This is a genomic window from Salipiger aestuarii (genome assembly GCF_003259905.1).
Taxonomy (GTDB): domain Bacteria; phylum Pseudomonadota; class Alphaproteobacteria; order Rhodobacterales; family Rhodobacteraceae; genus Salipiger; species Salipiger aestuarii.
The window spans coordinates 48178-62243 of record NZ_QLMG01000026.1 but is presented as its reverse complement, the minus strand read 5'-3'; the positions used below and the strand labels follow the sequence as shown (position 1 = coordinate 62243).

Here is a 14066-nt window from a genome sequence, read left to right as displayed (position 1 = left end):
GATCAAGGGTCTCAGTTCTCCTCCTTCGCCTGGACGGACCGCTTGCGCCGGACCGGCGTGCGCATCTCGATGGATGGGAAAGGCCGGTTCCTCGACAATATCTTCATCGAGCGGCTGTGGCGGACCCTGAAATACGAGTGCGTCTACCTGCATGCCTGGGAGACCGGGGCGGAAGCAAAGGCGGGCATTCGAAAATGGATGACCTTCTACAACCACCAACGCCCACACTCCGCCCTTGGCGGCAGACCGCCAGCCGTGGTCTATTGGCAGAGAAATGAAACAACCAACCCCGATCAGCAGGTGCAACGAGTAGCTTGAATTACGCCAGATCCTGTCCAACCGATGGGGAGTAGCTCAGATAAGCCCGACCGGGGAAAGGGGAAGTCCGGCCTTCAACCGATTTGTGCAACAAAGCGTCTCCCGGGATGTAACAGGGACCCGGCCCCGCCGCCTGCCCTTTCCTGCAGGTCGCGCAACACCTGCGGAATCGTGTCAGGCAGATCTTCGGCGATCAGGCCAGGGCCGAAGGCGCGGGCGGCACCGACATGCAACCAGACGCCGGCCCGAGCGGCATCGAACGGGGCAAACCCCCGCGCCATCAGCCCGGTAATCAGCCCGGCCAGAACATCGCCGGTTCCCGCCGTGGCAAGCCACGGTGCCGCGCGCGCGCCCACCGCCGCATGCACCGACGCCCGCCCGTCCGGCCCCGCGATCACCGTATCGGCCCCCTTGAGCAGCACGGTACAGCCCGCCCGGCGCGCCGCCTCACGCGTGGCATCGACGCGGCTGAAGGCGGGGCCGGTGTCGGGTGTTTCGGCCAGCCGGTCGCTCAGATCGGGAAACAATCGGGCAAATTCGCCCCCGTGCGGGGTCAGGACGGCGTCTTCGTGGATGAGATCGAACAGTTCCCGGGGGGCGTCGGCAAAGGCGCTGAGCGCATCCGCATCCAACACCGCAGCGCGCGTGGATTCAAGCGCGACCGGCACCAGCGCGCGGGCGCGATCCGCCCCCAGCCCCGGCCCGAGGCACAGCGCGTTCAGCCGTGTATCTGACAACAGGGCGGCCAGCGCCTCGGCGGTATCGGTCCGGCGCAGCATCAGCGCGGTGATCTGCGCCGCGATTTCCATCTGCGCCGACCCCGGCGCGGCCAGCGTGACCAGCCCGGCCCCGATCCTCAGCGCCGCGCGGGCCGCAAGGCGCGCCGCGCCGGTGCGTCCGAAACCGCCCGCGACCACCAGCGCATGGCCATGGTCGTACTTGTGCCCCGACTGTTTGGCCAGGCCGCGCGGCGCGGCCACCAGATCGGCCCGCTCGTTGCGCGGCCGCCGGTTGCGCCGCGCCTCCAGCCCGATGGGGCAGATCACCACATCGCCGCAATGGTCCGGCCCGTCGGCAAGCACATGGCCCAGCTTCATCGCGTGAAAGGTCACCGTCAGATCGGCCTTGGCCGCCGCCGCCTCCAACCGCTCGGGCAAGCCGCTGAACGCGTCATCGTGCAGCACCCGCCCGCTGTCGCTGCAAATCCCGCTTGGCAGGTCGACGGCCACGATCAGCGGGGTCCAGTCCGGGCGCTCTTCCGGGGAAATCGCAGCCCCCTGCCCGCGCATTTCGGCAAGGTCCAGCAACGTCAGTTCCAGCCCGCGAATGGGCCGGGTCAATCCGGTGCCGAACAGCGCATCGACCACCAGCGCCGCGCCGCGTGTCGAAGGTTCATAACCCGGTTCAAGCGGCTGCACCGCGCCGATGTCGCGCCAGGCGTCGAAATTGGCGCGCGCATCGGGCGGCAGGCGTGCGGGCGTGCCGAACAGGCGCAGCTCGATGTCCCAGCCGCGCTGTGCGAGCTGCCGGGCCACGACAAAGCCGTCCCCGCCGTTGTTACCCGGCCCGCACAGGACCACGGCTTTGTGCGGAGCTTGCGCAAGTTCCGGCCAGCGCGCAAGAACCGCCGCCACGACGCCCTTGCCCGCACGGTCCATCAGATCGGCCCCGGTGGTGTCGCCGGCGCGTATGGCCGCATCCTCGATCGCACGCATCTGTGATGCTGTCAGAAGTTCCGCCATGCCACCCTTTCCAAAGTTTTCATAACGCCTACTATTTGACCAATCTGCACATAAACAGTGCAGCAGATAGAAATCGCCCTATGCACGCCCTGCCCCGTTCCGCTATCAGATTGTGACGGTCCGGCAGAAATGATCTGGCAGGGTCCGACACGGGAACACGAGGAGAGACAGACCATGAAAAAGGTCGAGGCGATCATCAAGCCGTTCAAGCTCGACGAGGTCAAGGAAGCGCTTCAGGATGCGGGCATCCAGGGCCTTTCGGTCCTCGAAGTAAAGGGCTTCGGCCGCCAGAAGGGCCACACCGAGCTGTATCGCGGCGCGGAATACGTGGTCGACTTCCTGCCCAAGGTAAAGATCGAGGTCGTGCTGGACGATGACCAGGTCGATTCCGCCGTCGAGGCCATCATCGGCGCGGCCAAGACCGACAAGATCGGAGACGGAAAGATCTTCGTCAGCCCCGTGGAACAGGCCATCAGGATCCGCACAGGCGAATCCGGCTCTGACGCTCTGTAAGAGCGTCGGGCCACCAGACACACCGGACCCGGAAAATTACAGAAGAGGGAAGATGGGAATGAGCATCAAGGATGTCATCAAGCTGATGAAGGACGAGGAGGTCGCCTACGTCGACATCCGCTTCACCGATCCGCGCGGCGCGCTTCAGCACGTCACCGTGATCGCGGATGAAGTGGACGAAGACTTTCTTGAGGAAGGCTTCATGTTCGACGGTTCGTCCATCGCGGGATGGAAGTCGATCGAAGCGTCCGACATGAAATTGATGCCCGATCCCGACAGCGTCTACATCGACCCGTTCTATGCCGAGAAAACGCTTTGCGTGCACTGCTCGATCGTCGAGCCGGACACCGGCGAAGCCTATGACCGCGACCCGCGCGGCACCGCGCAGAAGGCCGAGGCCTACCTGATTTCCTCGGGTATCGGCGATGTTGCCTACATGGGCCCCGAGGCAGAGTTCTTTCTGTTCGACGACGTGAAATTCTCGGTTACGCCGAGCAAGGTGTCCTACGAGGTCGATGCAGACCACGGCGCATGGAACACCGACGCGGACTTCGAAATGGGCAACCTGGGCCACCGTCCGACCTACAAGGGCGGCTATTTCCCGGTGAACCCGATGGACGACGGCCAGGACATTCGATCCGAAATGCTGTCGACCATGAAGCGCATCGGCATGAAGGTCGACAAGCATCACCACGAGGTGGCGACCTCGCAGCATGAGCTGGGCCTGATCTTCGGCTCGCTCACCAAGCAGGCCGACGAGCTTCAGAAATACAAATACGTCATCCACAACGTCGCGCAGGCCTATGGCCGCACCGCGACCTTCATGCCCAAGCCCATCGCGGGCGACAACGGCTCGGGCATGCACGTCAACATGTCGATCTGGAAAGACGGCAAGCCGATCTTTGCGGGCGACAAATATGCCGACCTGTCGCAAGAGGCGCTGTATTTCATCGGCGGCATCCTCAAGCACGCCCAGACGCTGAACGCCTTCACCAACCCGTCGACCAACAGCTACAAGCGCCTGATCCCCGGCTTCGAAGCCCCGGTTCTGCGCGCCTATTCGGCCCGCAACCGGTCGGGCTGCGTGCGCATCCCGTGGACCGAATCGCCCAAGGCCAAGCGTGTCGAGGCCCGCTTCCCCGATCCGGCCGCCAACCCCTACCTGTGCTTCGCAGCTCTCATGATGGCCGGTCTGGACGGCATCAAGAACAAGATCGATCCGGGCGAAGCCATGGACAAGAACCTGTACGACCTGCCCCCCGAAGAGCTGGCCGACATCCCGACCGTCTGCGGCTCGCTGCGCGAAGCCATCGACTGCCTCAAGGCCGATCACGAATTCCTGCTGGCAGGCGACGTGTTCACCAAAAGCCAGATCGAGGGCTACATCGAGCTCAAGATGGAAGAGATCGTCGCGTACGAGCACACGCCGCACCCGGTCGAATACAAGATGTACTTCAGCTGCTGATCCTTCTCCCGCGGGACTGGATCACCAGGGGCGCCCCACCCGGGCGCCCCTTTTGCGTGTCGCAACGTCGCAACGTCACGAAATCCAGGTTTTACGCGGTTTTCCCAGCCGTTTCACGCGTACAGAGTTTCCCTTTGACGCCCAGAGACGACGCGCTACCGTCCCGAGACCAGATAAAAAACCGGAGAGACCCCGAATGCCTCGCTTCCTGTTCACCGCCGCCGCCGCGGCGGTTTCTGCCTGTCTGATCGCCGCGCCGGCCCAGGCGGCGGGCTGCGGCAACACCGCCGCCGGCTTCAACGCCTGGAAACAGGAATTTGCCGCCGAGGCGCAACAGGCCGGGGTCGGGCAGCGCGGCATTCAGGCGCTGATGAATGCCACCTACTCGACCGGCACCATCCGGGCCGATCGGTCACAGAAGGGCGTGAAATATCCGCTGGACGAATTCATCCGCATCCGCCTGGGTTCGGTCGACGGCTTCGCCGCGACGGGGCGCAAGCGCAAGGCCGCCAATGCCGCGTTCTACGCCGCCATCGAACAGCGCTACGGGGTGCCCGCCGGCATTCTGATCGCCATTCATGGCATGGAAACCGGGTTTGGCCGCAATATGGGATCGGTTCCGGTGGTCTCGTCGATCGCCACGGTGGCCTATGATTGCCGCCGGTCGTCGTTTTTCACCCCGCACGCCATCGCCGCGCTGCAAATGGTTGATCGCGGTATGCTCTCCGCCGGGCAGAACGGCGCCTTTCACGGCGAACTGGGGCACACGCAATTCCTTCCCGGCAATGCCATGCGCTACGGCGTGGACGGCAATGGCGACGGCAGAGTCGATTTCTACAATCAGGCCGACGCGCTTGCCTCGACCGCCAATTACCTGCGCCAGAAAGGCTGGCAGCCCGGCCAGCCCTATCAACAGGGTACGGCCAATTTCCGCGTGTTGAACGAATGGAACGCGGCAACGGTGTATCAGCGGGCCATCGCCCTTGTGGCCGCCAGGATCGACGGCTGACGCCGCCCCGCATGTGCAAGGCAGCAGCTTTGGCGCGTATATGGTTAATTTCCTGTTAAAGCCTTGGGGCCGACAAGGTTTCGCCCCAATCTTCGTCCAATCAAGGTTAACGAAAAGGGTCTAACTGGGATCGGGAAACAGGCAATGACGACCGACCGCACCATGCCATATGCGGGTCTTCGACTGGCCGATGGCGCGGGGTTCGACCTTGGCCTTGCTCTGGCGGACGCCGCAGCGGTGCTTGGCGATCTCGACTGCGCGTCGGGCAAGCCGGTGCGCCGTGCCCGAAAACGCGCCGCGGTCGTGGCCGACCGCTTTGCCGTGGCAATCCGGGCGCCCTGCGCGCAGGACAAGATGCCCCGTGCCTTGATCCGTGTCATCGCCCGTGATGGCGTTGGCCCGGATGACGAGGCGGCGACCGCGATCCTGGCCCGTACCGTACAGCTGGTGCTTGACCACACCGATGCCGCGCGCGTCGAGTGGTGCGCTCCGACCATGCGGCTGTCCCGCGACGGCTTTCGCGCGCTGCACGACCGCCTGACCAACAACAAATGCGCGCCCGCGCCCGACGAGCGCGACGAGGAACAGCGCCTGGCCGACAGCATTCGCGCCGCGCAGGAACAGGCCGATCTCATGATCGCCAAGGAAGCCGAATGGCGCGCCAGCCGTCAGATCGTCAGCACCGTCGAAGCGGCCGTCGTCACCGTTCGCGACCGCATCACCGAGCAGCCCCCGGAGGAGCGGCGTCTGTCGTTGGCCGCTTGGTTGATGACCGGCATGATCGGCCTGGTGCATCTGCCGATCGCCGTGATGCTCGGCATCATCGGCAGTGTGCGAGGGGTGAATTATCGCTCGGTCACGCGGGTGCTGACCGGCGTGGCGCTGGTCGTGGCCTGCCAGTCGCTGGGCCTGTTCGACACGGTCATGCCGGCGCTGCTGCGCTAAGCGCCAGGGCGCGTGCCCGTGCCAGCACATAGGTGTGGATCGAAAACAGCGCGGCCCCGGTTTCGGGCAGTTTCACGATGCACTGACGCTCGGTGCGAAAGAACGGGGCGGAAGCGGGGTCGGCGCGGTGCGAATTGTTCCGCCGGGGGCCGGGCTGGAACAGCGCCGGATCGTCGTGCCAAAGCCGATTGAAGCGCATCAGCGGATGGCCCGGCCGAACCCCGTCAAACAGCCGCTGTACCCGTTGTCCCAGCGTGTCGTCGTATTCCTGAATCGGGGTGTGAATGGCCGTCAGGGGGCGCATCATCTTGTCGGCCAACCTCCAGCCCGCGGGAAAGCACAGGACCGCGCCGGTCAGGACGTGTTCGTCTTCCCCGGCGGGCTTTTGCAGCAGGCACAGATCCTCCTGGACCAGCCGCCCCGCCGTGACCAGCGGATCGTCGCGATCCAGCGAAACGCTTACCCCGTCGGGGCGGATGACACGGGTCTCATCGCGCCGAAAGCTCTCCGGCAGCCAGCCAAGCATCAGATCAAGCAATTCCCGCGCCGCCGGACGTGCGCTGCCGGTCAGGGCGTGGACCGCATCGCGCCGGCCAAGGATCAGCCTGTCCCGTTCGGCCATCTGCCCGGCAAAGGCGCTGTCGATGTGCAGCCAGTCCGCCATGGGCACCGGCGAGACATTCGGCAGCGGCCGCGAGACAGTCAGATCAAAGGGAAGCGTTTCCTGCAGGATCATCGCCCATGGCTAGCGCACGCCCGGCCCGCGATCAATGCGGCACAAACGAAAAACGGCGCGGGATGAACCCGCGCCGTATCTGGTGATCGTCTGGCAGGCGTCAGCTTCGGGCGCGGCCCACCAGCTTCCACGCGGCGGGAAGAAGCAGCGCGGCCATCGCAAGCTTGAGAGCATCCCCCACCAGGAACGGCGTCAGCCCCCACTGCAGAATCGGCTTGTCCCAGCCGTAGAGCATGCCCAGCCAGATCAGCCCCGGTACATAGATCAGCACGTTGCCAAACAACATCGCACCGGCCATCTTCGGCGCGGACCGGTCCCAGCCCATGCGCGCCAGCGTTCCAAGCGCGAGCACGGCGAGCACATAGCCGACAAGATAGCCACCGGTGCCGCCCATCATGTAGGTCAGCCCGCTTGCTTCGGCGCTGCTGCCGGCGAAAACGTCGAACCCGAGCGCGCCGATCAGCATGTAGCCAAGGATCGTCACCAGGCCGAGGCGCGCGCCATAGGCGGCCCCCATCGCCAGCACGGCGAACGTGCCCATGGTGACAGGCACTGGCCACATTGGCACCTTGATCTGCGCGGCAACGGCCAGCAGCGCGATCCCGGCGATCACAAGCACGGCCTGCTTCGCGCGCAGCCCGACGCCTTCGGTGGCGCCGAAAGTGTCGACCAGCACGGACCGGTTCTGAGCGATGGTCATTGGGGGTCCCCCTTGTTTCATTAACTGTTCCCACCCGTTTTGCACCAAGCCCCTGCGCATCGCAAGCGATCAGGGCCGGCGGGGCGCTGCATAATTTGCAAACCCTGCGTTAGCCGCTGCAAATCCGGCAAACCCCGGTGGCCTGACGAAACGGCGCGGCGGTCCAGGCGCCTGCACCGTCCCGCGCAAACCGCGTGCGCGACCCGTCCGCGCCCGGCGCCTGTCACGCGAGGGCCCAGATCACGCGAGGGCCCAGAGCGAACCCACTGGTCTTGCCCAGCCGCGCAAGGACTGTCAGTGTTCCCGCCACTTGCCCACCCGCTTGCCCACCTACTTGCCCAGCGAAAGACATCCCGTGCCCAACCTGTCGACCCGCATCACAACGCTGAACGACGGCGGTTCCGACGGGTGGGAGGTATTTTACGCCGCCCGCCGCCTTGTTGCCCAAGGCGTGCGCGTCACCGAACTGACCATCGGCGAACACGAAACCCGCACCGATCCCGCGATCCTGGGCGCGATGCACAGCGCGGCGCTGGCCGGGCACACAGGCTATGCCGACATTCCCGGCATCCCCGCCCTGCGCGAGGAAATCGCGCGCCGGGTCTTCCAGCGCACCGGCGTGCCGACCGGCTCTGAAAACGTGATCGTCACACCCGGCGGACAGGCCGCCCTGTTCGCCGCCCATGTCGCCACCTGCAATCCTGGCGTCACGGCGCTGCACATCGACCCGTTCTATGCCACCTATCGCGGCACGATCCGGGCTGCGGGCGCGGTTCCGCATGCGGTTGACACCCGCCCCGAGACCGGTTTTCTGCCCGACCCCGAACGGGTGGCCCAGGCCGCGCGCGACACCCGCGCCGCATCGCTTCTGATCAACACACCCAACAACCCCACCGGGGCCGTTTACCCCCGTGCCACGCTGGACGGTCTGGCACAAACAGCACGCGCACAGGATTTCTGGGTGATCTCGGACGAGGTCTATGACACGCAGGTCTGGCAGGGCGCCCATCTGTCGATCCGCGCCCTGCCCGGCATGGCCGAACGCACGCTGGTGGTCGGATCGCTGTCCAAAAGCCACGCGATGACCGGCAGCCGCATCGGTTGGATCGTCGGGCCGCCATCCGCCATCGCACGGCTTTACGATCTGTCGGTGACCACGACCTACGGGGTCCCGGGCTACATTCAGGACGGAGCGCTGTTCGCACTGCGCCAGGGCATGGCGGCGGAAACCGCGGTTGCGGCCCCGTTCCGCCGGCGCCGGCAAATCGCAACCGATATACTGGGCGCGCAGCACGCGATTGCCATGGTGCCATCGGGCGGCGCGATGTACCTGTTTCTCGATGTGCGCGCCACCGGGCTGAGCGGCGTGGATTTTGCCAATGCCCTGCTGGACGCGCACCGCATCGCGGTGATGCCGGGCGAAAGCTTCGGCGCCTGCGCGGCGGGGTTCGTGCGCGTGGCGATGACCGTGCCGGACGCGAATTTCGACCGAGCGCTGCGCCGGCTTTGCGCCTTTGGCGCCGAACTGGCGCGGGCGCGCAAGGCGGCGGCGCGATGACTGGCACGCCCATATCGTCGATCCGCAACCTTGGTCCGGCGATCGAAAGCGCGTGCCACCGCGCCGGGATACCCGATGCCGAGACTCTGCGCGCGCTCGGCGCCGATACCGCCTACGCGCGGATGCTGGCGACCGGCACGAGACCGCATTTCGTCGGGTATTTCGTGCTGCACATGGCCTTGCAGGGGCGCCCGTGGAACGATTGCGTCGGCATGGAAAAGCAGAAACTGCGTCAGCGGTTCGATGCGTTGAAGGCGCGCCCCGTGCGCGTCGCGGATGGCGACATTCCGCTCGGCATCGAAACCATTCTGGACCGGATCGGTGTGCGCGCCCGCAGCTGATTGCCCCGGCATTACGGAACCAATCACGCGCCTGCGGTGTTGTAACGGTGAATATCAACGCATAACGGAGGCCCTGACCTTGGACCTGATCCGCATCATCGCCGCCATCATTCTGCCCCCGCTTGGAGTGTTTCTTCAGGTCGGGATCGGCAAGCATTTCTGGCTGAACATTCTTCTGACTCTTCTGGGTTACATTCCCGGCATCGTCCATGCCGTCTGGATCATTGCCCGCGAACCGCAGCGCGTGTGACGCCGATGCCGCAAGTAGATCCCTTTCGCAGGGTCGACCAGGTCGAGAGGGTGGCGCGGACAATGGACCGCGCCTTCCGCCTGCCGTTTACCCGCATCCGTCTGGGGTGGGATTCGATCATCGGGCTGGTGCCCGGCGTTGGCGACACGCTGGCACTGGCGCCTGCGGCCTGGATCGTTTCGCAAGCGCATCAGGCAGGCGCGCCCAGGCATATCCTTGGCCAGATGGGTGTGAACATCGGCATCGACTGGGTGATTGGGCTGCTGCCGCTGATTGGCGATCTGCTGGATGTCGGTTACAAGGCCAATACCAGGAACGCCGCACTGCTGCGCACTTGGGTCGAGGCCCGGCACCGTGACGCCGGGGGCGGCGTCGCCGAACCGGCTGACTATCGGTCCGCCACCAGCGTGTAGCGCCCCGCCAAAGACTCGTCCCGCATTCCCCGCCGCGCGTGGCAGGCAGGCGCGATGCTGTCACCATCGCCCGAGCGAACCGGCGCCTGAACGAACCATCGCCCGAGCGAACCGGCGCCTGAACGAAAAAGGGCCCCGCCATGCGGAACCCCTTTCCTGTGTCCGTGGACCGCCGAAATGGCGGGCGAACGCGTCTCAGCCGACCAGTTCGAGGCCGGAGAAATAATAGGCGATTTCGGCCGCCGCGGTTTCAGGGGCGTCCGACCCGTGCACCGAGTTTTCACCGACCGACTCGGCGAATTCGGCACGAATCGTGCCCTCGTCCGCATCGGCGGGGTTGGTCGCGCCCATGACTTCGCGGTTCTTGGCAATGGCACCTTCGCCTTCCAGAACCTGCACGACAACCGGCTCGGAAGCCATGAAGTCGCACAGCTCGTCGTAAAACGGGCGCTCGGCATGAACCTTGTAGAACTCGCCTGCCTGCGCCTTGGTCAGCTGGATGCGCTTCTGCGCGACGATGCGCAGGCCCGCTTCTTCGAACTTGGCATTGATCTTGCCGGTCAGGTTGCGGCGGGTGGCATCGGGCTTGATGATCGAAAGGGTGCGTTCGACGGCCATATTGGTCTCCATTGGAAATGGCCGGGCTCGGGCCCGGCCAGTCATCTCTGGCAGGGGCGTTAACATGACGCTGGCGGATTGGGAAGCCTCTAGCGGCACCCGGCCGCAGGGACGCCCGCGCTTTCGGATCGTCCGGTTGCGCAACCGGAGGCGCAGCCCCGTCACCGGCGCGCGGCAGTCGGGCGAAAAGGAAACACCGAAGAGGGATTTCCGCCGCCCGCGCGCTCTGCTATGGGCCGCACATGCTCAGGATCGACGACATCTCTTATTCCATCGAGGGGCGACCCCTCTTCGAAGGCGCAAGCGCCACCATTCCGGCCGGCCACAAGGTCGGGCTTGTCGGACCGAACGGCGCGGGCAAAACCACGCTGTTCCGGCTGATCCGGGGGCAGCTGACGCTGGACGGCGGTGAAATCACCCGCCCCGAGCGCGCCCGCATCGGCGGTGTTGCGCAAGAAGCCCCCGCCTCCGACAAGACGCTGGTCGAAACCGTGCTGGAGGCGGACACAGAACGTGCCGCCCTGATGATCGAGGCCGAGACCACGACCGACGCTCACCGCATCGCCGAAGTGCAGATGCGCCTTACCGACATCGACGCCTGGTCCGCCGAAGCGCGGGCTGCGACCATTCTGAAAGGCCTGGGCTTTGACGAGGCCGACCAGCAGCGCCCCAGCTCGGATTTCTCGGGCGGCTGGCGGATGCGGCTGGCGCTGGCGGGCGTGCTGTTCGCGCAACCCGATATTCTGCTGCTCGACGAACCGACCAACTACCTTGACCTTGAAGGCGCGCTCTGGCTGGAAACCTACCTTGCGAAATATCCCCATACGGTGATCGTGATCAGCCATGACCGCGGGCTGCTGAACCGTGCGGTGAACGCGATCCTACACGTCGAGGCGCGGCAGCTGACGCTGTATCAGGGCGGCTATGACACCTTTGCGCGCACCCGCGCCGAACGGCGTGCGGTTCAGGCGGCAGCAGCGCGCAAACAGGACGACCGGCGCGCCCATTTGCAGACCTTCGTCGACCGTTTCCGCGCCAAGGCATCCAAGGCCAAGCAGGCGCAGGCCCGCCTCAAGATGATCGAAAAGATGGAAACCATCACCGCACCCGAGGATGCGGCGGAACAGGTGTTTACCTTTCCACAGCCCGATCAGTTGTCGCCGCCCATTCTGGCGCTGGAAGGCGGGGTCACCGGCTATGGCGACCGCGCGGTCCTGCAACGGCTGACCCTGCGCATCGACCAGGACGACCGCATCGCGCTGCTGGGGCGCAACGGTCAGGGCAAATCGACCCTGTCAAAGCTGCTGGCGGGGCGTCTGTCGCTGATGGACGGCCGTCGCACGGTGTCGTCCAAACTGCGCATCGGCTATTTCGCCCAGCATCAGGTGGACGAACTGCACCTTGACGAAACGCCGCTGCAACACCTGCAACGTGAACGCCCCGACGTGATGCAATCGAAACTGCGCGCCCAGCTTGCGGGGTTCGGGTTGATGGCGGCGCAGGCGGAAACCGAGGTCGGGCGCCTGTCGGGCGGGCAAAAGGCGCGCCTGTCGCTGCTGCTGGCAACGCTTGACGCGCCGCACATGCTGATCCTCGACGAACCGACCAACCACCTGGATATCGAAAGCCGAGAGGCGCTTATTCAGGCGCTTGCCGCCTATTCCGGCGCGGTGATCCTGGTCAGCCACGACATGCACCTGCTCAGCCTCGTGGCCGACCGGCTGTGGCTGGTCAAGGATGGCACGGTCACGCCCTATGACGACGACCTTGACGCCTATCGGTCGTTGCTGCTGACGCAGGACAAACCCGCCAGGACCGAAAAGCCCAAACCCAAGGCGCCGCGCCCGACGCGCGACGCAATCCTGGCGCTGCGCTCGGATGTGCGCAAATGCGAGGCGCGCGTCGAAAAGATCGAAGAGATGCGCGAGAAGCTGGCGAAAAAGCTGGCCGATACAGCCCTTTACGAAGATGGCCGCGCCGGCGAACTCGCCACATGGAACCGGAAATACGCCGAAGTCATGGACGGGCTGCGCAAGGCCGAAGCCCTGTGGGAAGCCGCGCTTGAAAAGCTGGAAACGGCCGAGCGGGCCTGAACGCTTCTGCGCCTGTTGTGAAACGAGCCGCGAGGCGGGACACAGCGCCCCCCGGCCGGCTCAGTCCGGGGGCGTGCCGGTCATCACCTCGATATCGGGGGGCAAAGGGCGCCCCTGTCCGTCCACCGACACCGTTTCGCGCGTGCGCGGCAGCGCCTGCGGCATCTCCTGCTGGATCCAGGTGACCAGCTTTTCACGAATCTCGCAGCGCAAATCGTAGGTGCGCGAAGCATTGCGCGCCGAGGCCAGCACCCGCACCTCCATCACCCGCTCGCGAAAATCGCTCACCTGCACCGCAAAGACATTGCCGTCCCACAGCGCCGAGCTTTCGACCGCCCGCCGCGCCGCGACCCGCAGGCCGGCGATGTCGGTGGTGTGATCCAGATAGAACAGCACGGTCCCGATCAACGAAGACGTCTCGCGCGTCCAGTTCTGAAACGGCTGTTCGATAAAATAGCTCAGCGGCACCACAAGGCGGCGCCAGTCCCAGATCTTGATGACCACATAGGTGCCGGTGATTTCCTCGACCTGCCCCCATTCGCCCTCGACGATCACCGCGTCGTCGATGCGGATCGGCTGGGTGATCGCCAGTTGGATACCCGCGATCATGTTCTTGAGCACCGGCTGAAACGCAAACCCCACCACGATCCCGGCAGCGCCCCCGGCGGCAAGCAGCGACACCCCCCATTGTCGCACGCTTTCGAATGTCATCAGCATCGCCGCCACGGTGACGATCACGATGGTCCAGCTGGCCAGCCGCACCAGGATCCGGCTTTGCGTCACATGTTTGCGCGCAAGGTAATTGTCTTCGGCGTCCAGCGTGAACTTGCGCAGATGAACCGTGGTCCAGATGTGCAGCGCGGTATGAAGCACCCAGGCGACGAGCACCATGAAGGCGATCAGCAACGCATGCCGCGCAAGGTCCGCCCAGCCGTCGGACAGCGGCGCGACGGAAATCCCGATGGTCAGCGTCATGACCAGTACGCCAAGGCGCAGCGGGCGGCGCGTGCGCGACACAAGGCTGCGCCAGAACAGGTCTTTTTGCGCCACGATCCGGTTCAGGATCGCATAGATCGCGCGAAACACCAGCAGCCCGACCAGAAACGCGATTCCAAGCACCGCCACGGGCATGACCCAGTCCGGCAGTACCGGGATCAGCTGTTCAACCTCGTTCGCGATAACCTCGACCTGCTCTTCAAGTTGGCCCAGTTCTTCTTCCATGCGTGCTCCTTGCGGGCGCGCCTCCCCCTCGCGCCCGTTTGCTGCAACCTTTCCGCGCAACCTAGCTGCGGCGCGGCATTTGGCAAAGGCGGGATGCCCCCTGCCCGCCCCGTGCAAGTTTACATCCCCGGCGCGGGTGCTATA

The 14066-nt window shown here is 65.3% G+C and carries 15 protein-coding genes; 10 read left to right on the top strand and 5 right to left on the bottom strand.

Annotated elements, in window-relative coordinates:
* The coding region (locus tag ATI53_RS14135; protein ID WP_211315390.1) for an integrase core domain-containing protein at nucleotides 1–318 on the top strand (318 nt) is incomplete at its 5' end.
* 74 nt (nucleotides 319–392) lie between these two features.
* Here ATI53_RS14135 and ATI53_RS14130 read toward each other — a convergent pair.
* Nucleotides 393–2060 (bottom strand): NAD(P)H-hydrate dehydratase, encoded by a 1668-nt coding sequence (locus tag ATI53_RS14130; protein WP_111550675.1) that lies wholly within the window; start codon nucleotides 2058–2060, stop codon nucleotides 393–395.
* 174 nt (nucleotides 2061–2234) lie between these two features.
* On the opposite strand from ATI53_RS14130, the gene ATI53_RS14125 reads away from it, so the two are divergent.
* The 4 genes from ATI53_RS14125 to ATI53_RS14110 all read left to right on the top strand — a co-directional run bounded on the left by ATI53_RS14125 (nucleotide 2235) and on the right by ATI53_RS14110 (nucleotide 5992).
* Entirely contained in the window at nucleotides 2235–2573 is a 339-nt protein-coding gene (locus tag ATI53_RS14125; RefSeq protein WP_009505121.1) for a P-II family nitrogen regulator, read from the top strand.
* A gap of 58 nt (nucleotides 2574–2631) precedes the next feature.
* The gene (glnA, locus tag ATI53_RS14120) at nucleotides 2632–4038 is read left to right on the top strand and encodes a type I glutamate--ammonia ligase (protein ID WP_009505123.1); all 1407 of its coding nucleotides are present in this window, start codon (nucleotides 2632–2634) and stop codon (nucleotides 4036–4038) included.
* A 196-nt stretch (nucleotides 4039–4234) separates the two neighbouring features.
* A complete protein-coding gene (locus ATI53_RS14115; RefSeq protein WP_111550674.1) occupies nucleotides 4235–5047 on the top strand; it encodes a lytic murein transglycosylase in 813 nt (270 codons plus the stop codon).
* 144 nt (nucleotides 5048–5191) lie between these two features.
* Nucleotides 5192–5992, top strand: coding sequence for a hypothetical protein (locus ATI53_RS14110; protein WP_111550673.1), 801 nt, complete (start codon nucleotides 5192–5194; stop codon nucleotides 5990–5992).
* On the opposite strand, the gene ATI53_RS14105 is transcribed toward ATI53_RS14110, so the two are convergent.
* Nucleotides 5970–6728 (bottom strand): heme-dependent oxidative N-demethylase family protein, encoded by a 759-nt coding sequence (locus tag ATI53_RS14105; protein WP_111550672.1) that lies wholly within the window; start codon nucleotides 6726–6728, stop codon nucleotides 5970–5972. The genes ATI53_RS14110 and ATI53_RS14105 overlap by 23 nt on opposite strands.
* A gap of 100 nt (nucleotides 6729–6828) precedes the next feature.
* The gene (locus ATI53_RS14100; RefSeq protein WP_111550671.1) at nucleotides 6829–7428 is read right to left on the bottom strand and encodes a biotin transporter BioY; all 600 of its coding nucleotides are present in this window, start codon (nucleotides 7426–7428) and stop codon (nucleotides 6829–6831) included.
* Between the two features lie 355 nt (nucleotides 7429–7783).
* Between ATI53_RS14100 and ATI53_RS14095 the strand changes: the two genes are divergently transcribed.
* The 4 genes from ATI53_RS14095 to ATI53_RS14080 all read left to right on the top strand — a co-directional run bounded on the left by ATI53_RS14095 (nucleotide 7784) and on the right by ATI53_RS14080 (nucleotide 9990).
* Nucleotides 7784–8986, top strand: a complete 1203-nt coding sequence (locus ATI53_RS14095; protein ID WP_111550670.1) for a pyridoxal phosphate-dependent aminotransferase — start codon at nucleotides 7784–7786, stop codon at nucleotides 8984–8986.
* Nucleotides 8983–9327 (top strand): TfoX/Sxy family protein, encoded by a 345-nt coding sequence (locus ATI53_RS14090; protein ID WP_111550669.1) that lies wholly within the window; start codon nucleotides 8983–8985, stop codon nucleotides 9325–9327. Before ATI53_RS14095 ends, ATI53_RS14090 begins: the two co-directional genes overlap by 4 nt.
* A 79-nt stretch (nucleotides 9328–9406) precedes the next feature.
* Nucleotides 9407–9577, top strand: a complete 171-nt coding sequence (locus tag ATI53_RS14085; RefSeq protein WP_111550668.1) for a YqaE/Pmp3 family membrane protein — start codon at nucleotides 9407–9409, stop codon at nucleotides 9575–9577.
* 5 nt (nucleotides 9578–9582) lie between these two features.
* Entirely contained in the window at nucleotides 9583–9990 is a 408-nt protein-coding gene (locus ATI53_RS14080; RefSeq protein ID WP_034452778.1) for a DUF4112 domain-containing protein, read from the top strand.
* Between the two features lie 195 nt (nucleotides 9991–10185).
* Here the strand turns inward: ATI53_RS14080 and ndk are convergent, their stop codons facing one another.
* Nucleotides 10186–10608 carry a nucleoside-diphosphate kinase gene (gene ndk, locus ATI53_RS14075; protein ID WP_009505134.1) on the bottom strand — a complete coding sequence of 141 codons (423 nt, stop codon included), beginning with the start codon at nucleotides 10606–10608 and terminating at the stop codon, nucleotides 10186–10188.
* Nucleotides 10609–10850: 242 nt separating this feature from the next.
* On the opposite strand from ndk, the gene ATI53_RS14070 reads away from it, so the two are divergent.
* Nucleotides 10851–12701, top strand: coding sequence for an ABC-F family ATP-binding cassette domain-containing protein (locus ATI53_RS14070; RefSeq protein WP_111550667.1), 1851 nt, complete (start codon nucleotides 10851–10853; stop codon nucleotides 12699–12701).
* A gap of 60 nt (nucleotides 12702–12761) precedes the next feature.
* Here ATI53_RS14070 and ATI53_RS14065 read toward each other — a convergent pair whose 3' ends face one another.
* On the bottom strand, nucleotides 12762–13922 hold the full coding sequence (locus tag ATI53_RS14065; protein WP_009505137.1) for a mechanosensitive ion channel family protein: 1161 nt from the start codon (nucleotides 13920–13922) through the stop codon (nucleotides 12762–12764).
* Nucleotides 13923–14066 lie beyond the last annotated feature (144 nt).